This window comes from Chromobacterium haemolyticum, assembly GCF_002081825.1.
GTDB lineage: Bacteria > Pseudomonadota > Gammaproteobacteria > Burkholderiales > Chromobacteriaceae > Chromobacterium > Chromobacterium fluminis.
This window is the reverse complement of sequence record NZ_MUKU01000005.1, coordinates 199,412-218,306: the sequence shown is the minus strand read 5'-3', so window position 1 is coordinate 218,306 and position 18,895 is coordinate 199,412. Positions and strand designations below refer to the sequence as shown.

Below are 18,895 nucleotides of genomic sequence, written 5' to 3'. Positions count from 1 at the left end.
CTGGGCCAGGCCCGACACCAGCGCGTAGATCAACAGTGCATGGAAGACGATCACGCCGACCAAGCCCGCGATGCGGCGCTTGGGCGGGGGACCGCCGATTCCTCTGGCTGTGATGCTCGTCATGTTTGGTACCCGTTATTCAACAACATCCGCCCTCTTTGGCCTACGCCGCCTTATGAACGGTTTTAGTGCGGACGACGGACTGGTTGCTACTGTTGCCACATGGCACTCACTGCGTGCCGCTACTCTCGCTGCCTCAAGCCCGCCCAGCGTCGCCAAGGCCGAAACACCTTGGCCGGCTCCGCTGCGCCGGCTGTGAGCAGGCGCTCACTGCGGCGGCCCCTACGAGCTCTCACTCGTAGGGAATCGCCTTACAACACCGGAAAATCACATCTTGTAGTTGAACTTGGCAAAGTAGGCGCGGCCTACCGGATCCGTAAAACGCGGGTCGTAACCCTGTTGGAAGGTCTTCTGCTGATTGCTAAGCGGCGGCTCTTGGTCGAACAGGTTGCGCGCACCCACGGTCAGCGTTAGTTTCTTATCCCAGACATAACTGCCGGACAAGTTCCAGGTGGAATACGGCCGCACGTTGTGCGCCGGATCCTGATCGGTGTAGCCAGACTTGTAGTCCTGCGCCAGCAAAGCGCTCCAGGCTCCTTGCGCCCAGCCCAGATTCAGGTTGTGCTGCCAGCGGAAAGTGGGCGCGGTGTCAATGAAGACGCCCAGACTGTTGTGGTAGTCCCCTCCCTTCTCCACCTGATACTGGTACTTGGTCATATAAGTACCGTCCAGGCCGATATTGAAGGTGCCGACACGGGTGCGCGGCGAGGTCCAAGACACTTTAAGATCGATGCCTGAGGCGCTGGTGGTGCCTAAGTTCATCGTTTGCGACGAGATATAGTTCAGGTCATTCTTGGCGTCGCGATTCATCAAGCTGGCGTATTTGGCGGCATTGGCCGGATCCAGCAACACCGCTTCGTCCACCGTTCCGATGGTGTCGTGAATCATGGTCCACCAGAAGTCAGCGCTGGCGGTCAAGTTCTTCACCGGTTCGATCACAATGCCGAAGGACAGGGAGGACGACTTTTCCGGACTCAGGCTCTTGCTGCCACCGGTCATCAGATTGCGCTGCAAAGTGCCGTCGCAGGCCTTGGGGCCGGCGCCGGGCTGGGCCACGCCGTTGGGGCAGTAGGTCGGGTCGTAATAGCCTTGCGCGGAGTTGACCACCTGATTGGGCTGGTTCACATCGTACAGCGACGGCGCGCGGAAGCCGGTGCTGGCCGAACTGCGGAACATCAGCTGCGGCATGGGCTGGTAACGCAAGGCCACCTTGGGGTTCACCGAACTGCCGAAGTCACTGTAGCGGTCGTAACGCACCGCCAGTTGCGCTTCCAGGTTCTTCACCACCGGAATGTCGGCTTCGGCGAACAAGGCGTTGACGTTGCGCTGGCCGGCCGCGGACTTGGCGGCGTCCAGGCCCAGGCCCACCGCGTCCTTGGAGACGTCGTAGTTGTAGTCGTGGCTCAGCTTTTCCTTACGCGCCTCGACGCCCAAAGCAACCGCCATCATCCCTGCCGGCAATTGCAGCACTTCCTTACTAACCTTGAAATCGGCGGAATACACCGTGGACTTGGCCGTGTCGGCGGTGCCTGTGACCGAAACATTCTTCCAAGCAGCTAGGCCTGCGGCCGATGTATCGGTTGGATCGAAACTGCCGCTGGTAATGCCGGACTGCAACTTGCTATTGCTCAGATAGCCGCCCACCACGATGTTCTTGGCGTAGTCCTCGGACCAACCCAAGCCTGCTTTGTAATCCCAGCCGACGACCAGACCTTCCATGTTCAGCATCAGGCGCTGAGCAGTGCCGTCGCCTTCGTTGATACGGTTGCCCAAGGGGATGGATCGCCCGTACAGCACATCGCCGTTGGGATAGGTCACGTCGCCCACCGTCAATTGGGTGGGACCAGGCTGGATCGATGAGGTGTTCTTATTGCGGGAAATCAGGTATTGCAACGACAGTTCATGGTTGTCGCCAATGCGCATCGTGCCCTTGGCGATACCCGATACTTGCTCGATTTCCGGCTGAATGCCGGCAAAAAGCGCATAGTTTTCCTTGCACATGCCGCCGGAGGCCACGGAATACGGTGGGCTACACGCCGGATAGCCGATATTCACCATGGTCCCATCCGGTTTCTGGATATTCACCGGATAGGCATAAGTGCTAAGACGAGGTTTCTTGGGAATAGCGAATGGACGGTCCATCGCAAACACGGGGTTGGCCTTGTGGTAGTTAGCCGCCACGTAGACGTTGTAACCATCCTTGTTCAGATCGCCGATGCCGAAGGAACCGTTGACCGACTTCTCATGGCCTCCACCATGCTGCGGGTCCAGCAGATCCCCACCAATGCTGAAGCCGGTAATGCTTTTCTTGGTGATGAAGTTGATCACCCCCCCAATGGCGTCGGTACCGTAGATCGCCGAAGCCCCGTCGCGCAGCACCTCCACCCGCTCCACCGCGCTGAGCGGAATCGCGTTGAGGTCGACGGCGTAGCCGTCCATAGGCTGATTGGCCATGCGACGACCATCCAACAGCACCAGCGTGTACTGGCTGCCCAGCCCACGCAAATTGGCGTAAGACGCGCCGCCATCGCTAGCCCCCACCGAGGCGCTAGCCCCCTGGGTCGACTGGTTTGCCGCCAAGCTGTTGACAACCTGCTCGACGGTATTGAGGCCTTGCTTACTCAGATCTTCAGTTCGAATGATGGTGACCGGGGCGGCCTGCTCCTGCTTGATGGAGCGCTTGATGTTGGAGCCGGTGATTTCCACTCGGTCCAGGGTTCCGTTGTTCTCGTCCGCGTAAGCCAAAGACGCGGCACCGACACCGAGCATGGCGAGCGCCAGCACGATTTTCTTCTTGCGACAATTCATGATTCTCCAATCCCTTGTAAGTTCATTTGGCCACTGACCTCGTCGGGTTTATGGCTCTATAGAGAGCATCGTCGTGCTCATTTTTTGATCTGAACCGAAGGCGATCCGAGTGTGCGAATTAATCATGACCAGCGTCAATAAACTTTTCCACGGCAGCCCCCCGCCATCTTCAGAGCGAGCAGGCACTATGTTTGAAGCAATACTTCTTAACGACTCAAAATCTTTATTAAACAAGCGTCTAACCGGAAAACGAAATCCACCGCCCCGTAAAACCAAATGCATATTTAGAGCAATCACCACAAAAAATAGGCATGTACAAATCCCATGGTCATGTTGCTTTTTTGCAATTGCGTTAAAACCAGCGCAATGTAAATACTTCTTATTCTGTGTTTTTAACACTTGTTACATGTAAAAACCTTGCATCAGCCATGAGTTATTAGGATGCCGCTATCTAAACCCGGCCCACCTGCCGGATCGAGCGCAGAAAGGCCGAGTCCGACAAACCGCCGCGCGCCGGCCCGCGCATGAGCCGCGCTCATGCAAATCCTTTCACCGCCCTACCGTCCTCCCGCCCAGGCCGCAAGGCTCAAACGACGCAAGCGATCCGCCGCAGTTCACCCCTGTCCTGATTGCCATTTACAAAGTTTGTGATTGACCGGCTAAATGATAACGATTATCATTTCTAAAAATTCACCCAGGAGGGATGTCCAATGAATGCCATGCTTGTGGGAGCCGATACCCTCGGCAATATTCCGGATGTGCTGCGCGATTTCGGCATCAACATTCATCGTCACGTCAGCGGGCGCAACAGCTCGCACCAACGCAAGGTGGACCGCCTGCCGGCCGGCACCGACCTCTTGATCCTGTTCACCGATTTTCTGGGTCACAACGTGATGCGCCATTTCCGCGAACTGGCCTCGGAAAACCAGATTCGCTTCATCGCCTGCCGCCGATCGGTCTGTGCGCTCAAGCAATCGCTCACCGGAGCCGGCCTCAACGACAGCCAATGCGCCGCCTGCCCGCATCAATGCGCGGCGGCCAAGAGCGGCGGCAAGCGCAAGCGCTAAGTTTTTTCTTACCACCCTTGAAATTAAAAGCCGGCTTACGCCGGCTTCTTTTTATCCCTCCGCGCGGCCAAGAAAAAACCGGCCAGAAGGCCGGTTGGTCCATTTTGCTTCAAATAAACGACTACTCGCCGCGCCCCGCCCTATGCGCTGCCTCGCTCAACTGCTTGAGCTGCTGCGAAAAATTGCGGCAATTGCCGCACATGAACAGGTGCACGCGCAGACGCACGTATTCCCACTGACTCAAGGGACGGTCCTGCGAGGCCGAGATTAAACGGCTGGCCTGACGGCAACTCAACTTCATACGCTAGCCTCCCGGCTCCAGCGGATCGAAAAACACTCCCGCAAGCTCATGCGGGCGCGATACAGCAATACGGAACAGTTAGTCGCGGTGATCTCCAGATTCTGACAAATCTCCGCAATCTCCATGCCCATCACCTCGCGCATCACGAACACCATCGCGGTGCGGCGCGGCATGACTTCCGAGCACTGCTCGAACACCTCCCAGAACTGGCGCGAGATCAGGGACTGCTCCGGCCCGCTCCAGGCCTTGACCGGCTCGCGCCAGTGGCCGTCCCGGCTGAACAGGCCGTCGAAATCGCCGTCGTCGGCCTCGTCCTCCAGCGATTCGAACAGTTTTTCCTTGCCCTTGCGCCGCAAGGCGTCAATCAGCTTGAAACGCAGGATGGAGGTCAGCCAGGTGCGCAGCGTGGATTTGCCGCTGAAGGAGGCGCGGGATTCCAGCGCCGCCAGCAGCGTTTCCTGCACCGCCTCGTCCGCGGCGTCCTTTTCACGCAATTGCGCCAGCGCGTAGCGGAACAGATACGGCCGTTCCGCCTCGATGTCTCGGTCTTCTATCATTCTCTATCCGCTTTCTTAGAGTCTGTTTACGATCTCGCGAGCTAAAGCGAGACAAGGCGAAAACAGCTGAGAAAGCGGAGTGTACACACGGTACATGAGCATTTCGAAGCTGTACTCACCGTGTAACGCTCCACGACGCGCAGCAGATCGTAAACAGGCTCTTACCGCTCACTCGCGGCAAAAGTCCACCGCCTGGTCCAAACGCTCCACCGCGATCACCTGCAGCCCCTCAATCGGCTGGCGCGGCCGGTTGGCCTGCGGCACGATGGCGCGGGTGAAGCCCAGCTTGGCTGCCTCCTTCAAGCGTTCCTGGCCGCGCGCTACCGGGCGCACCTCGCCGGCCAGGCCCACTTCGCCGAACACCACCAGCTTTTCCGGCAAGGGCTTGTTGCGCAAGGAGGACACCATGGCCAGGATGATGGCCAGGTCGGCCGCCGGTTCGTTGATCTTGACCCCGCCCACCGCGTTGAGAAACACGTCCTGGTCGAAACAGGCCACCCCGCCGTGGCGGTGCAGCACCGCCAACAGCATGGCCAGCCGGTTTTGCTCCAGACCCACGGTCAGGCGCTTGGGCTGAAAACCGTGGCAATCGTCCACCAGCGCCTGAATCTCCACCAGCAGCGGGCGGCTGCCCTCCTGGGTGACCAGCACGCAGGAGCCGGACACATCGTCGCGGTAAGAGGACAGGAAAATGGCGGAGGGATTGGACACGCCTTTGAGGCCGCGATCCGTCATCACGAACACGCCCAACTCGTTGACCGCGCCGAAGCGGTTCTTGATCGCGCGTATCATCCGATAGTTGGAGTGGGAATCGCCCTCGAAATACAGCACGGTGTCCACCATATGCTCCAGCACGCGCGGGCCGGCCAGCGAGCCTTCCTTGGTGACGTGTCCCACCAGCAAAATGGTGATGCCGGTCTGCTTGGCCATCCGCGTCAGCTGCGCCGCGCATTCGCGCACCTGGGACACCGACCCCGGCGCCGACGTCACTTGGTCGGTGTACAGGGTCTGGATGGAGTCGATCACCGCCACTTCCGGCTGCTCGCGCTTCAGCGTTTCCAGGATGGTCTCCAGCCGGATTTCCGCCAGCAGATCGACGCGTTCGGTGACCACCGACAAACGGGTGGCGCGCAACGCGATCTGCTGCGGCGATTCCTCGCCGGACACGTAGAGCACTTTGCGGCGCGCGCCGATCTCGGACAGCGCCTGCAGCAACAGCGTGGATTTGCCGATGCCGGGATCGCCGCCGATCAGGATCACTGCGCCGCGCACCACGCCGCCGCCCAGCACTCGATCCAGCTCGTCGATGCCGGACGGGTCCCGCGGCACTTCCTCGGTTTGCACATCGGACAGCTTCTGCACCTGGGTGACGCTGTCGCTCCAGGACTGGAAACGGGCGTTGGCCGCCGGCGCGGCTTGCACCGCCTCGGTCAAGGTGTTCCAGGCGTTGCAATGCGGGCACTGGCCCTGCCATTTGGGCGTTTGACCGCCGCACTCGGCGCAACTGAAAACGGTTTTGATTTTTGCCATCAGGACAACGGAAAGAAAGTGGAGGGGCTCAGCCGTGCGAACCAGGCGCAGGGCTGTTCTTATTGAGTTCATTGATGATGTTGAGCAGACGTTTCTGCTCCGGCTCCGCGCCGGAGGCCGCCTTGGATTTTCCCCCGCCTTCGCCGGCGGGCTTGTTGCGGATGGCCGCCAGCACCGCCTCCACTTGGGGATCGGTGCGCGCGGCGCGTTCGGCCTCTTCATTGCTCAACGGTCTGGGGCCGGAGGACGAGATGTTGGCGCTGGATTTTTCCGCCGGCGCGGACGCGGCGCCGTGGCTGCTGGCGGTGGGCGCCGGCATGCCGGCGGGGGTGGACGCTTCCCTGGGCGGTTCCATGGTGTCCAGCTTGTTCTTGGCCATGTACTCGTTCATCTCGCGCCAGCCGGCGTAGATCGCCGCCTTGTCGGCTTCGGGATTGCGCAAATAGCATTCTTCCAGCGAACGGCCGGTCTGACGGCAAGCAGCGCCTATCGCCTTATTGGCGTCCTTGGTCAAGCCGGTGACGTTGCCCACCCAGTTGCAGCCGGTCAACGCCAGCAGCAACGGCAACCATAGCCATCGCCCTATGCTCATGCCTCGCCCCTTCCCCTCAAGCGCGCCGGGCGCGCAAATCCAGTTCCACGATCTCGCCGCTGCGGCCCTGGCTGGCGGGCCCCAGCCAGTACAGCAAATGCGGCATCAGTTCAGACAGATTGCCGCGTTCGGACTTATCCTCGCCCGGGTGGGTGCGGTTGCGTTGCGGCGAATTCACCGGCCCCGGAATCAGCTGATTGACGCGCAACTGCGGGTAAACGTCCCATTCGTTGGCCGCCACCTGGGTCAGATAGTTGAGGCCGGCCTTGGACGCGCCGAAACCGCCCCAGTACGGCGCCGGGTGCAGCGCATGGGTTTCGCCCACGAACAACACCGCCGCGTCCGGCGAATCCTTCAACAGCGGCAGACAAGCCCGGGTCAGCGCGAACGGCGCCACGGTATTGATCCGGTACTGGTCCATCCACTCTTCCACTGTCTGATTGGACAGCGGCGACAGCGCGTAAAAATGCGAAGCGCAATGCAAGATGCCGTCCAGGCGGCCCAGCTCGCGCTTGACCATCATCGCCAGGTTGTTGAAATCGCCCTCCGCCGCCTTCAGCAGGTCCAGCGGCACCGCCGCCGGGTCCGGCCCTCCTGCGGCCGCTATTTCATCGTAGACCTTCTCCAGGCCTTTGACGCTGCGCGCCAGCAACACCACGGTGGCGCCGTGACGGGCCAAAGTCAGCGCGGCCTCGCGGCCTATGCCCTGGGTGGCGCCGGTGACCAGCACCACGCGGTCCTTGAATGCGTTAGAGGCGATATCTGTCGTCATTTTTTTCGCTATCTTGTAATCAGGGCCATCGGCGGCGCGCCTCTGCGGCCGCCGGATGGCTCACAGTCTTCCAATCACCGCGCGGGCGGCTGCGACGCCGCTTCGGACGGCCCCCTCCAAAGTGGCAGGATAATCAGCATGCGTCCAATCTCCCGCCAAATAAAGCGATTGTACCGGGCTTGGCTGCGCCGGTCGCCTCATATCGACCAAACTGGCAAAAGTGGCCCGCCGCTCCGCCAGCACCCGGAAATCAAGCCGCCGGCCTGCGCGCGGATCAAGCCGGCGCACGTCGGCCTCCACCAAAGCAGCCAGTTCCTCATGCGAAAGCGCGTCCAGATGCTGCGGCGCGCTCATCACCGCGGCCACCCAGCCGGTTTCGCCCATCAGCGCGCCGCGGTCGAACAGCCAGTCGCCGACGCCGCCGCTGCAGGCGCACATCGGCGCCGGCAAGCGGACCGCGCCCTCAAACTGCAGGTAGACGGTGTAGATGGGCCAATAACGATAAGCATCGGTCAACTGGCGCAGCGCTGGATCCGCCGTCAGTTCCGCCGCGTGATACGGCGCCACCGCCAGCACGGCGGCGTCGAAACGCTCGCCGTCCACGCTCACCCCCGTTGAATCCGCCGCCACGCCGCGCACGCGCCGGCCGGCGCGCAGGTCCGCGCCGCGCTCGGCCAGCCAGCGCCAGGCGGGCTCAGGGAACAAGGCGGATAAATCCACCCTGGGCAACAAGAGGTCGCTGGCGGCGCGCTCCGCGCCCAGGCTGTCGCGCAGCACCGCGGCCAGCACCCGCATCGACGCCTGCTCCGGCGGCGTGTTGAGGCCGGACAGCACCAGCGGCCGCCAGAATTCGCGGATCAGCGTTTCGGACTGCCCTTGCCGGGTCAGCCATTGCGTCACCGCGCAATCCGGCGCCACCCGCCAGCCCTGTCCTTTCAAACGCTGCAAGGCCAGCGCCAGCCTCGCCTTGTCGCGCCAGCTTACACCGCGCGCCGTCAGCAGGCCGGCCGCCAGGTGCAAGGGCGCCGGCAGCCGCGGACAGCTCAGGCTGATGCCGTCCTGGCGCTGCCAGCTCATCGGCAGGCGCAGCAAAGCCCGGCTCTCGTCCACGCCCACCGCGGCCATCAGTCGCAGGCATTCGCGGTACGCGCCGATCAGAATATGCTGGCCGTTGTCCAGCCGGCTGCCGGGCACGCCAATGCGGCGCGCGCGACCTCCCGGCTCGCGCCCGGCTTCGAACACGGTCAACTCCGCCCGGCCGGCCAGCTCCACCGCGGCGGCAAGACCGGCCCAGCCGGCGCCGATCACGGCAACGCGCGGCTTGTTCATCGTCGGCTCACGGCCGGTAGCCGAAGGTCCAGGTTTTCCATGCCAACCACAGTTTGCGGATGGGCGTCAGCGACAGCCGCTGATTGAGCACCTTGGCCGGGCCGTCCAGCTTGATTTCCTCCAAGGTGGCGCGATAGATCGCCGCCATCAGCAGGCCGGGCCGCTGCGTCTTGCGGTCCGCGGCGGGCAACATTTCCCAGGCCTGCCGGTAGTACTGCTGCGCGCGCTCTATCTGGAACTCCATCAAGGCCTTGAAAGCCGCGCTTTCCTCATAATGCAGGATGTCCATCGCCGGGCAGTTGAAGCGCTGCAACTCCTCCATCGGCAGATAGATGCGGTCGCGGCGCGCGTCCTCGCCCACGTCGCGGATGATGTTGGTCAATTGGAAAGCGATACCCAGCTCATGCGCGTACTCCAGCGTCTTCTCATCGCTGTAGCCGAAGATGCGCGCCGCCAGCTGCCCCACCACGCCGGCCACGCGGTGGCAGTACAGCAACAAGTCCTGGAAGCGCTGATAGCGAGCCATGCTCAGGTCCATCGCCATGCCGTCTATGATTTCCTCCAGCTCGCTCTGCGGCAGGCCGAAAGCCCGCGCGTGCGGCTGCAGCGCCTGCATCACCGGGTGTTCCGGCGCGCCCTGGTAGAGCTTGGCGACCTCGCCGCGCCACCAGGCCAGCTTGGCGCTGGCCACATTGGGGTCGTGGCATTCGTCCACCACGTCGTCCACCTCTCGGCAGAAGGCGTACAGCGCGGTAATCGCACGGCGGCGCGGCTCCGGCAAGAAGCGGAAGCTGTAATAGAAGCTGGAGCCGCTGGCGGCGGCCTTGTCTTCGCAATACTGATCAGGCGTCACGCGCCACTCCTGTTCAAGCGGCGGCCGCGGAGGGCCGCCGTCCTTCAATCATATTCATCGTCGTCGCGCCGCGGCGCTCACTTGGCGCGCGCCGCGCGCCACAGCATGTAAATCCAGTCGCGCCATCCCAGCACCGGACGGCTGCGGAATACGTCGCCGCCGGAGTCGTGCAGTTTTTTCAGGATGCGCTCGCCGCCCAGAATGATCAGCCTCAGTTCCAGCCCCATCCTGCCCTTCAGCACTTTGCCCAGCGGCGCGCCGGCCTGCAACATCTTGCGCGCGCGTTCAATCTGGGCGCGCATCATCGGCTGCCACAGGCCGCCGGCGTCGCGCGCGGCGATCTGTCCCTCGGTCACCCGGAAGCGCTGCAAATCCTCCTGCGGCAGATACACCCGGCCCTTGCGCCAGTCCAGCTCCACATCCTGCAGGAAGTTGATCAGTTGCAGCGCGGTGCAGATGCCGTCCGACATCGCCAGCGAGCGTCGGTCGTTCTCGCCGCACAGGGCCAGCATCAGCCGGCCCACCGGATTGGCGGAACGACGGCAGTAATCCGCTAATTCCGCGTAATCGCGGTAGCGGGTTTTTTCCACATCCTGGCGAAAAGCCGCCAGCAAGTCGTGAAACGGCTGCAAGTCCAGGCCGTGCTCGGCGATCGCCGCCGCCAGATTGCGCATCATGGCCGTATCCGGCGTCTGCCCGGCGCCGATGCGCTCCAGCTCCGCGCCCAGGCGGTCCAGTTCGGCCAGCCTCAGCTCGGGGGCGTCGTCGCCCTCGTCCGCCACATCGTCGGCGTAACGCGCGAAATGGTAGATGGCGTGCACGGCGCGGCGCATCCTGCGCGGCAGCAGAATGGAGCCCACCGGGAAATTCTCGTAATGCCCAACCGACATTGGCTTGCTTCCTGTTGTATGGCTGGCGAATCCGGGATTATAACCGAGCGCCCCGGCCCCTCCTATGCCGGCGGCCACGCCGCCGCCGGAAAATTATCCAAAAAAAAATGGCGGAGGCTATTTACACGATCCTGCCGCTGCCATATACTGCGCAGCACTGTGAAACGCAGCCGGTGCGGGGGTATAGCTCAGTTGGGAGAGCGCTTGCATGGCATGCAAGAGGTCAGCGGTTCGATCCCGCTTACCTCCACCAAAAACTGCTTCACAGCGAGACGCCGCCCAGCGCGGCGCGCAGCAAAAGCCGATTCCGAGGAATCGGCTTTTTGCATTGTCCCCGTCCTTTTCCCGCTTGCCTTTTTTTGTTGCGGCGCAAATAACTAAAGCAAGTTCACCCCGCCTCCCATCGCGGAGCCTCCGTATGCCTCGTGCTCGTCTGATCTTCCTGCTGCTGTCGCTATTCGCGTTCGGCGCCGCGGCCGAACCGCGCCCCGCCAGCCTGCAGCTGTGCACCGAAGACATGGACTCCCCGCCATGGCGCAGCCAGAACGGCCCCAGCCTGAGCTTGCAGATGCTGAAGTCCGCCGCCCAAAAAACCAATATCAAGCTGGAAATCCGGGAGATGGCCTGGGTGCGCTGCCTGAGCGAGGTGCAAAACAATCAGATCGACGGCATCTTCGAGATCAGCTTCAAACCGGAGCGGCTGCGCATCGGCGTCTATCCGATGAAAGGCGACGCCGCCGACCCGGCCTTGCGCATGCACCTGGACGGCTACAGCCTGTACCGACTGAAAGGCTCTAAGCTGGAATGGGACGGCCAGAGCCTCAGCCATCTCGACGGCGCCGTCGGCGCGCAGACCGGCTTCTCGGTGATCGCCCAACTGCAAGCGCTGGGCGCGCCGGTCGACGACAGCTCCCGCAACCCGGAGCAGAATCTGAACAAGCTCTTGGCACGCCGCATCGGCGCCCTTGCCCTGCCCACCTTGACCGGCGACAGCCTGCTGGCGAGCAACCCGGTCTATAGGGACAGAGTAGAAAAAGTGGGGCCGGATCTGGTCGCCAAGCCTTACTACCTGATTTTTTCCCACAACTTCGCGGACGGCCACCCCAAGCTGACCCGCCAATTCTGGGAAGCCATCGCCCAGACGCGGGAATCCCCCGAATACCGCAAAGCCCTGCAAGACGCGCTGCGCCAACTCAACCGCTGACGCCGCTCTGTTGCGTCTCCGCTATCCCAAATCGGCAAAGCGCCGTTCTCCCACTTGCCCCTCCGCGCGAATCTTGCGAGCGTAAGCCTGGTTTACGACTCACGCCGCCGGGGGAAAACATGACCGCTCGCCTGCCCGTCCCTACCGCCGAGCCCGTCCGCGGCGGCCTGATCGCCCTGATCGCCTTCGCCGCCGTCGCGCCGCTGGTGCTGATGACCGCCCCGGCGCTGGCCAGCCAATTGGCCGCCCAGTTTGGCCTGGGGCCGGAACGAATCGGCCTCCTGTTCTCCGTGGAGCTGGGCGCGATGAGCCTGGCGACGCTGCCGGCCTATCTATGGCTGCCGCGCGTGGACTGGCGCCGCGCCGCCGCCTGCGCCGGCGTACTGTTCATCGCCGCCAATCTCGCCTCCTGTTTCGCCGCCACTTACGCCCAGCTGTTGCCGCTGAGGCTGCTCAGCGCGCTGGCCGGCGGCTCCTTGATGATTCTATGCCTGTCCACCGCCGCGGCCAGCCCCAATCCGGACCGCGCCTACGGCCTGTGGGTCTCAGGCCAGTTGGCCCTGGGCGCTTTGGGGCTGGTCCTGTTTCCGGGCTGGTTCGCCCGCTACGGCATCGCCGCCTGTTATCTGAGCCTGGCGGCGCTGATGGCCTTGTGCCTGCCGCTGGCCCGCTGGTTTCCCCCCTCTGCGGCCAAGCCCGGCGGGCCTGCCAGCGCGAAAGCGCCGCCCTGGCGCCCAGCGCTGATCGGCGCGGCCGCCACCTTGTGCTTTTACGTCAGCCTGAGCGGCACCTGGACCTTCATCGGCAGCATCGCCGGCCAGGCGGGGCTGACGCCCGAACAAAGCGGCGACTGGCTGGCCCTCGCCACCTTGATGGGCATCGCCGGTTCCGTCTGCGCCGCGGCGATCGGCGGGCGCGGACAACGCCGCCGTCTGCTGATCGCCGGTTATGGGCTGATGCTGCTGGCGCTGGCCCTGCTGCTGGGCGCGCCGCGCGCCGGCCGCTTCGCGGCGGCGGCGCTCGCCTTCAAATACGCGTGGACCTTCATCCTGCCCTTTATTCTGGCCACGCTGGCCGCGTTGGATCACAGCGGCCGGCTGATGAACACCGTCAATCTGGCGATAGGCGGCGGCCTGGCGCTGGGTCCGTCGCTAGCCGGCGAATTAATGGCCGCCCACGGCCAAAACCCGCAAACCCTGCTGCTCGTCTCCATGGGGCTGGCCGCCTTATCGCTGGCCCTATTGCTGACGCTGCGGCCCGCAACGACAAGGAGCCCGCAATGACCTCCCGCACCGCGTTTTTCTTCGACGAGCTCTGTCTGTGGCACAGCGTCGGCCCTCACGCGCAGATTCTTCCGGTGGGCGGCTGGGTGCAACCACCTTCCGGCGGCGGCCACGCGGAATCCCCGGACAGCAAACGCCGGCTGAAAAACCTGATGGACGTGTCCGGCCTCAGCGCCCGGCTGCAAGTGCGCAGCGCGCCGCCGCTGGGCGAAGACGATCTGCTGCGCGTGCACTCGGCCGCCTATCTGCAACGCTTCAAAGCGCTCAGCGACGCCGGCGGCGGCGAGTTGGGGCCGCAAGCGCCAATCGGCCCCGGCAGCTATGAAATCGCCAAGTTGTCCGCCGGCCTGGCCTGGGCCGCGGTAAACGCCGTACTTGCCGGCGAGGCCGACAAGGCCTACGCCTTGTCCCGTCCGCCCGGCCACCATTGTTCGGCGGACGGCGCGATGGGCTTCTGCTTTCTGGCCAACGCCGCCCTCGCCGCGGAGTTGGCCATCGCCCGCCACGGCCTGCGCCGCGTCGCCATCGTGGACTGGGACGTGCACCACGGCAACGGCACCCAGTCGATTTTTTACCAACGCGGCGACGTGTTGACTCTCTCCCTGCATCAGGATGGCTGCTATCCGCCCGGCTCCGGCGGAGCCGAGGACCGCGGCGAGGGCGACGGCCTGGACGCCAATCTGAATATTCCGCTGCTGCCCGGCGGCGGTCACCAAGCCTATCTGGACGCGATGCGCTTGCTGGTCCTGCCGGCGCTGCGGCGTTTCCGGCCCGAGCTGATCATCGTGGCCTGCGGCTACGACGCCAACGCCGTCGACCCGCTGGCCAGGATGCAAGCGCACAGCGACACCTTCCGCGCCATGACGCGGCAGTTGGCCGACTACGCCGACGCCGAGGCGAACGGACGGCTGGTCCTGCTGCACGAAGGCGGTTATTCCGAAGCCTACGTACCCTTTTGCGGCCTGGCCGCGCTGGAGGCGCTGTCCGGCATTCGCACCGAGGTGGAGGATCCGCTGCTGGAGTTGATCGTCGCTCAACAGCCGGGCGCGCCGATGCGCGAGCTGCAGACTTGCCTGCTGGAGGCGCAAGCCGAGCAACACGGGTTTTGAACGCGCTCAAATCATCAAGGAGAAACCCTATGTCCAACATCACCCCCGAATTCATCCAGGTTGGCGCGTTGGCCGACGGCTTCGCGCCCGACAGCCTGGCCCTGCCCCGCTGCGCCGAACTGGACGGGCAAAGCCTGCGGCTGTGCTTCGACGACGACAGCGCCGCGGATTGCCGACTGGAGCCCGACGGAGACGCTCGGGCCGCCATTGTCCAGCCGGGCTTGGCCTCGGCGCTGGCGGACATGAACGGCTTCCACGCCAGTTCCTTGCGACCCGGCGTCTATTTCATCGACTTCCGCCACCAGGGCCCGGCCGCACAGTCCCTCAGCCTGATCCTGGACCTGGCGCGCGGCCGCTTCACCTTGATCCGGGGCCGGCTGCCCGACGCCGCCGCGACGCGGATCTGCGCCTTCGACCGGGTGGAACGCCAGATGGAGCTGACCGGCGTGGAAGTCGAATTCCTCCACGGCGCCGTCAACCAGCCCGCCGCCGCGGTCCCGCCGCACCCGCCCAGCCGCGAACTGATCGGCATGCGCAACCGCTACCGCTACAGCCCCACCGAGTGCTACGAGCACATTTACCTGAACGACGGCCTCTACGCCTGGCATTGTCTGGAAGGCGTGGAGCGCGGCCTGGCCGACGTCGACCGCTGCCACTACTACCAAGTGGCGGAGCGGCTGTATTTATTCGTCTGGCGCGAAAAAATCATCCCCACCCTGGGCGTGATCTTGATCGACCTGGAGCAAATGCGCACCGACGGCAAGATCTTCGGCTATCAGGACGGGGATTTCGGCGCCACCCGCAACTTCCGGGTGGGCGCGCGGGCCAGCGTCGTCAACCACACTCGCGGTTAAAGGTCCGGCCGGCCTTCATTCCCTTTCCAGCCGCGCGTAAGCCAGCGTCGGCACATCCACCGCCGTCGCGCCGCCGTCGGCCGTCAGGCAAGCGCCGCTGACCATCGCGGCCTCGTCGGACAATAGAAAGCGGCAGATCGCGGCGATTTCCTCCGGCGTAGCCGGCCGCCGCAAAGGCACGTCGGCGGTCACCCGCCTGTAGGCGGCCTCCAGATCTTCGCCATGGGCCGCCATCAACGGCCGCATCTCCTCGTCCGCCATCGGTGTGCGCACCCAACCCGGACACAGCGCGTTCACTCGCACCGCCAGCCCGTAGTCGCGCGCCAGCGACCGGGTCAAACCCAGCAAGGCGTGCTTGGCCACGACATAGCCGCATGCTTGCGGTCCGGCCGCCAGGCCGGCGATGGAGGACATCAACACCATGCCGCCGCCCTGTCGGATCAGGTCCGGCAGGCAGGCGCGGGCGCTGACGAAGGCGGTGTCCAGATTCGCGCGCATGGCGGCGCGCCAGGCCTCGTCGTCGGTCTCCAGCGCCGCGCCCATGCCCAGACCGCCGGCGCAAGCCGCCAAGCCGTCCACCCGCCCCCAGCGCGCGCGGATGCGCGCGAGAAAATCCTCCCAGACCGCGGAGTCGGCGGCGTCGCCCGCCAAGGCCAGGCCGCCGGTTTCCTCCGCCAGCGCCAACAGAGGCCCGGCCCGCCGCCCCACCAGAGCCACGCGCGCGCCCTCGGCGGCGAAACGCCGCGCGCAGACCGCGCCGATGCCGGAACCCGCGCCGGTGATCACAATGGTTTTATCTCGCAAGGACATCGCAGCCTCCTTTGGCCCAGTTTGCCTTCGAAGCACGCCGGCGGGACGCGCCGGCATCATGTTAATATATTCATTTAATCGTCAGGCCATCCCCGTCCCTTTCACGCGACTTGAATCGAAGGAGCCGCCATGGATCCCACGCAACGCCCCTATCAATATCAATTGCCGCAACGCCTGCTGCGCGCCCGCGAAGCGGTGATGTCCTACTTTCGACCGGTGTTGAGCCGCCACGGGCTGTCGGAACAGCAATGGCGCGTGCTGCGCCTGCTGGCGGAACGCGGGGAAATGGAGGCCGGCGAGATCGCCCAGCGCGCCGGCATCCATCCGCCCAGCCTCAGCGGCATCCTGACGCGCATGGAGCGGGACGACCTGGTTTACCGTCACCGCGCCCGAAGCGACAATCGCCGCTTGATCGTCACGCCCACGCCCCACGCCAAGACGCTGACCCAACGCATCATCCCGCTGTTCAACGACTGCTACCGACGGATCGAGACGCATTTCTCCCCTGCCAAGCTACAGGCCTTGCTGGCTTTGCTGGACGAGTTGGAAAACTTGCCCGCGCCGTAATGAGAAGCTGTTCACGATCCTGTTTCCGCGACGGACGAGGGTCCGCCCCTCCGCGAGTCACCATGGATCGAGAGGATGAAACGCAGCCACGCTCGCTGATGTCTAGCCCCGCCCCGCCTCCGCCGCCAGCAAGACGCGGCGGCAGGCGGCCAGGCTGGCCAGCACCGCCAGGCCCTGCACGCCGCGCAGGCCGATGTAGCGCCGCAAGGGCGGCAGCCGGCACGCTACCTCGCTGGCGCCGTAAGGCTCCAGGCATAGCTGCCAGCCGTCCTGGCCGCCGTGCAGCTCGCAACGCTTGAAATCCAGCGGCGACAGGGCGACGCGCAAATCCGCGTCCGCGCGCAAGCGCTCCAGCAAGGGCGCCAACGCCGCGGCGTCGCCGTCCAACACTTCAACGACGATGCCGCGGCGGCGCCAGAAGCCGCCGTGGCGCAAGCGGATGCGCGCGCGGCCCGGCGCGCCGGGCACCGTCAGCCGGAACTCGCAAGCCACCAAATGCGCCAGCCAGCCCGCCTCCACCCGCTCACGCGCAGAAAAGCTCCAGTCTCCGTGCGGAAACCGAAAACGCCGCTCTCCTTCTTCCTCCGCGTCCAGGCTGTCCAGCTCGGGCCAGTCCAGGCTCAGCCGCGTCAGCATCGCGCCCGGACGATAGCCGCCCGGCCTGCGCCAAGCCTCAGCCAGCCGCGGCCACACGTTCCAGCTCCCGCCGCAAGGCCTCGTCCTCGTCCAGAGGCTGCGCGTTCAGAATCTGCTCCAGCGGCACCGGCCGGAAAGGGTTGACCTTCTGCACCAGCAAGGTCCACAGCAGCGCGTACATCAGGGTCAGCCCCAGCATCCAGCCAAAGGGCACGTAGATGTCGCGCGCCTGCATGCCGGGCGGGGTGATGAAACAGATCGCCAGCACGATGCCCAGCGCGGAGCCGATCTGCGGCAGCGGAAACCACGGCGAGCGGTAGGCGCGCGGAAAATCCGGCCGCGTCAGCCTCAAACGCACCACGGACAAGGTCACCAGCAGATAGGCCACGCCCCAGGAACAGACCGCCGCCAGCACCAGGGGCATGATGCGGTCCAGATCGCCCTGAATCAGCCAGGCATGGATACAGGGAATCAGCACCGCGGCCGCGATGCCGCACCACGGGGTATTGAAACGCGGATGCAGATAGGCGAAGCAGCGCGGCAAAGCGCCGTCCTGAGCCATGCCGTACAGGATGCGCGGCAGCGCCGCCATCAGGGTGTTGATCGTCGCCGCGCCGGCCAGCAGCAGGCCGACGCCCAGCCAGATTTTGCCGAACGGCCCCATCACCCGCTCGGCGAAGGCCGGCAGCGCCATCGGCGTGTCCAGCAACCTTGGCCCGTCCGCATGGGTCGGGTCCAGCGGCGTATTGGCCACCTGCCGCACCATGGCCGCGCCGTACAAGAGCATGGTGACGGCCACGCCGCTAAGCCCTATCTTCAAGGCCCGCGGAATGGCGCGCCCGGAGTCGCGCAACTCCGGCGCCAGCGGCGTCACCAATTCCGCGCCGACGAACATGAACATCGCCATGCCCACCAGGCTGAGCAACAAGCCGGGATCGTCCAGGCGCAGCGGCGCACCGAACCAGCCGCCCAAATCCACCGCCGGCGCGCGCAGCAGGCCGGCCACGCCAAACACCGTCAGCGTCGCCCACATGCCGAAGGTCAGCGCCACCTCGGCCTTGCCGAACAGCGTCACCCCCAGCGCGTTGAGCCCGCCGAAAACGATGACCAGGCCCACGCCCACCATCCAAGCGCTGCCGCTTTTCTCCAGCATGGTGTTGAGATGATCGAAATTCACCAGCGCCATGATGCCGGACAGAATGGTCTCGGCGGTGCCGGCGAACACATGCACCAATAGATAGGCCGACAGAGTGCCGGCGATGGCCAGGCCGCGGCCCAGGCCGGCGCTGATGTAATCGTAAACCGCGCCGGAAGTCGGCAGCATCGCCGCCGCTTCGGCGAAAGTGGTGGCCTGCGCCTGCATCATCAGGTAGGCGATCAGCATCGCCAAGGCGAAAGTGCCGCCGGCCATGCCAAAGCCGCTGGTGGCGGTCAGTATCACCGGGCTGGCCATCACGACGCCCACCGAACTGGCCAGCGCCACCGGAAAGCCCACCACGCCGCGGCTCAGGCTGCGGCTCAAACGTTCGCTTACAGACATGGTTCTCCTCCCTCTCCATCCGCCGTCGCGCCGGCCGCCGCTCTCTGTCTTCCTGGCGGCGTGCCGGCGCGGC

The 18,895-nt window shown here is 64.6% G+C and carries 18 protein-coding genes and 1 tRNA gene; 7 read left to right on the top strand and 12 right to left on the bottom strand.

The annotated features are described in order from the left end of the window. Positions 1 to 387: 387 nt before the first annotated feature. Complete coding sequence (locus B0T39_RS05490; RefSeq protein WP_081545163.1) at positions 388 to 2,928, bottom strand: TonB-dependent receptor plug domain-containing protein; 2,541 nt, start codon at positions 2,926 to 2,928, stop codon at positions 388 to 390. Positions 2,929 to 3,638: 710 nt separating this feature from the next. On the opposite strand from B0T39_RS05490, the gene B0T39_RS05485 reads away from it, so the two are divergent. Beyond that, on the top strand, positions 3,639 to 3,995 hold the full coding sequence (locus tag B0T39_RS05485) for a DUF2325 domain-containing protein (protein WP_043590020.1): 357 nt from the start codon (positions 3,639 to 3,641) through the stop codon (positions 3,993 to 3,995). A gap of 121 nt (positions 3,996 to 4,116) precedes the next feature. Here the strand turns inward: B0T39_RS05485 and B0T39_RS05480 are convergent, their stop codons facing one another. The 8 genes from B0T39_RS05480 to hpnC form a co-directional block, all read right to left on the bottom strand. Continuing rightward, the gene (locus tag B0T39_RS05480) at positions 4,117 to 4,296 is read right to left on the bottom strand and encodes a zf-HC2 domain-containing protein (RefSeq protein ID WP_081545162.1); all 180 of its coding nucleotides are present in this window, start codon (positions 4,294 to 4,296) and stop codon (positions 4,117 to 4,119) included. Then, entirely contained in the window at positions 4,293 to 4,853 is a 561-nt protein-coding gene (locus tag B0T39_RS05475; RefSeq protein ID WP_081545161.1) for a sigma-70 family RNA polymerase sigma factor, read from the bottom strand. Before B0T39_RS05475 ends, B0T39_RS05480 begins: the two co-directional genes overlap by 4 nt. A 168-nt stretch (positions 4,854 to 5,021) precedes the next feature. After that, complete coding sequence (radA, locus tag B0T39_RS05470; protein ID WP_081545160.1) at positions 5,022 to 6,383, bottom strand: DNA repair protein RadA; 1,362 nt, start codon at positions 6,381 to 6,383, stop codon at positions 5,022 to 5,024. A 28-nt stretch (positions 6,384 to 6,411) separates the two neighbouring features. Then, positions 6,412 to 6,975: a hypothetical protein gene (locus B0T39_RS05465; protein WP_081545159.1), complete on the bottom strand. Its 564-nt coding sequence runs from the start codon at positions 6,973 to 6,975 to the stop codon at positions 6,412 to 6,414. Positions 6,976 to 6,991: 16 nt separating this feature from the next. Then, complete coding sequence (locus tag B0T39_RS05460; protein ID WP_081545158.1) at positions 6,992 to 7,747, bottom strand: SDR family oxidoreductase; 756 nt, start codon at positions 7,745 to 7,747, stop codon at positions 6,992 to 6,994. 60 nt (positions 7,748 to 7,807) lie between these two features. Beyond that, on the bottom strand, positions 7,808 to 9,076 hold the full coding sequence (hpnE, locus tag B0T39_RS05455; RefSeq protein ID WP_081545157.1) for a hydroxysqualene dehydroxylase HpnE: 1,269 nt from the start codon (positions 9,074 to 9,076) through the stop codon (positions 7,808 to 7,810). Between the two features lie 7 nt (positions 9,077 to 9,083). Next, the gene (gene hpnD / locus B0T39_RS05450; RefSeq protein WP_081545173.1) at positions 9,084 to 9,929 is read right to left on the bottom strand and encodes a presqualene diphosphate synthase HpnD; all 846 of its coding nucleotides are present in this window, start codon (positions 9,927 to 9,929) and stop codon (positions 9,084 to 9,086) included. Between the two features lie 77 nt (positions 9,930 to 10,006). After that, positions 10,007 to 10,819: a squalene synthase HpnC gene (hpnC, locus tag B0T39_RS05445; protein ID WP_081545156.1), complete on the bottom strand. Its 813-nt coding sequence runs from the start codon at positions 10,817 to 10,819 to the stop codon at positions 10,007 to 10,009. Positions 10,820 to 10,996: 177 nt separating this feature from the next. On the opposite strand from hpnC, the gene B0T39_RS05440 reads away from it, so the two are divergent. From B0T39_RS05440 to B0T39_RS05420, 5 genes are all read left to right on the top strand, one after another. Beyond that, a tRNA-Ala gene (locus B0T39_RS05440) sits at positions 10,997 to 11,072 on the top strand. 165 nt (positions 11,073 to 11,237) lie between these two features. Beyond that, a complete protein-coding gene (locus tag B0T39_RS05435; RefSeq protein WP_176219488.1) occupies positions 11,238 to 12,023 on the top strand; it encodes a substrate-binding periplasmic protein in 786 nt (261 codons plus the stop codon). A gap of 119 nt (positions 12,024 to 12,142) precedes the next feature. Continuing rightward, positions 12,143 to 13,306: an MFS transporter gene (locus B0T39_RS05430; RefSeq protein WP_081545154.1), complete on the top strand. Its 1,164-nt coding sequence runs from the start codon at positions 12,143 to 12,145 to the stop codon at positions 13,304 to 13,306. Continuing rightward, positions 13,303 to 14,415, top strand: a complete 1,113-nt coding sequence (locus tag B0T39_RS05425; protein WP_081545153.1) for a class II histone deacetylase — start codon at positions 13,303 to 13,305, stop codon at positions 14,413 to 14,415. Before B0T39_RS05430 ends, B0T39_RS05425 begins: the two co-directional genes overlap by 4 nt. A gap of 29 nt (positions 14,416 to 14,444) precedes the next feature. After that, complete coding sequence (locus B0T39_RS05420) at positions 14,445 to 15,269, top strand: MoaF C-terminal domain-containing protein (RefSeq protein ID WP_081545152.1); 825 nt, start codon at positions 14,445 to 14,447, stop codon at positions 15,267 to 15,269. Between the two features lie 15 nt (positions 15,270 to 15,284). Here the strand turns inward: B0T39_RS05420 and B0T39_RS05415 are convergent, their stop codons facing one another. Further along, complete coding sequence (locus B0T39_RS05415; protein ID WP_081545151.1) at positions 15,285 to 16,079, bottom strand: SDR family NAD(P)-dependent oxidoreductase; 795 nt, start codon at positions 16,077 to 16,079, stop codon at positions 15,285 to 15,287. A gap of 129 nt (positions 16,080 to 16,208) precedes the next feature. Between B0T39_RS05415 and hpaR the strand changes: the two genes are divergently transcribed. Further along, positions 16,209 to 16,646: a homoprotocatechuate degradation operon regulator HpaR gene (gene hpaR, locus B0T39_RS05410; protein WP_081545150.1), complete on the top strand. Its 438-nt coding sequence runs from the start codon at positions 16,209 to 16,211 to the stop codon at positions 16,644 to 16,646. A gap of 102 nt (positions 16,647 to 16,748) precedes the next feature. Here hpaR and B0T39_RS05405 read toward each other — a convergent pair whose 3' ends face one another. Both B0T39_RS05405 and B0T39_RS05400 read right to left on the bottom strand, forming a co-directional pair. Further along, on the bottom strand, positions 16,749 to 17,339 hold the full coding sequence (locus tag B0T39_RS05405) for a DUF3156 family protein (protein ID WP_081545149.1): 591 nt from the start codon (positions 17,337 to 17,339) through the stop codon (positions 16,749 to 16,751). After that, the gene (locus B0T39_RS05400; RefSeq protein ID WP_081545148.1) at positions 17,320 to 18,822 is read right to left on the bottom strand and encodes an APC family permease; all 1,503 of its coding nucleotides are present in this window, start codon (positions 18,820 to 18,822) and stop codon (positions 17,320 to 17,322) included. The genes B0T39_RS05405 and B0T39_RS05400 overlap by 20 nt, the downstream gene beginning before the upstream one ends. Positions 18,823 to 18,895 lie beyond the last annotated feature (73 nt).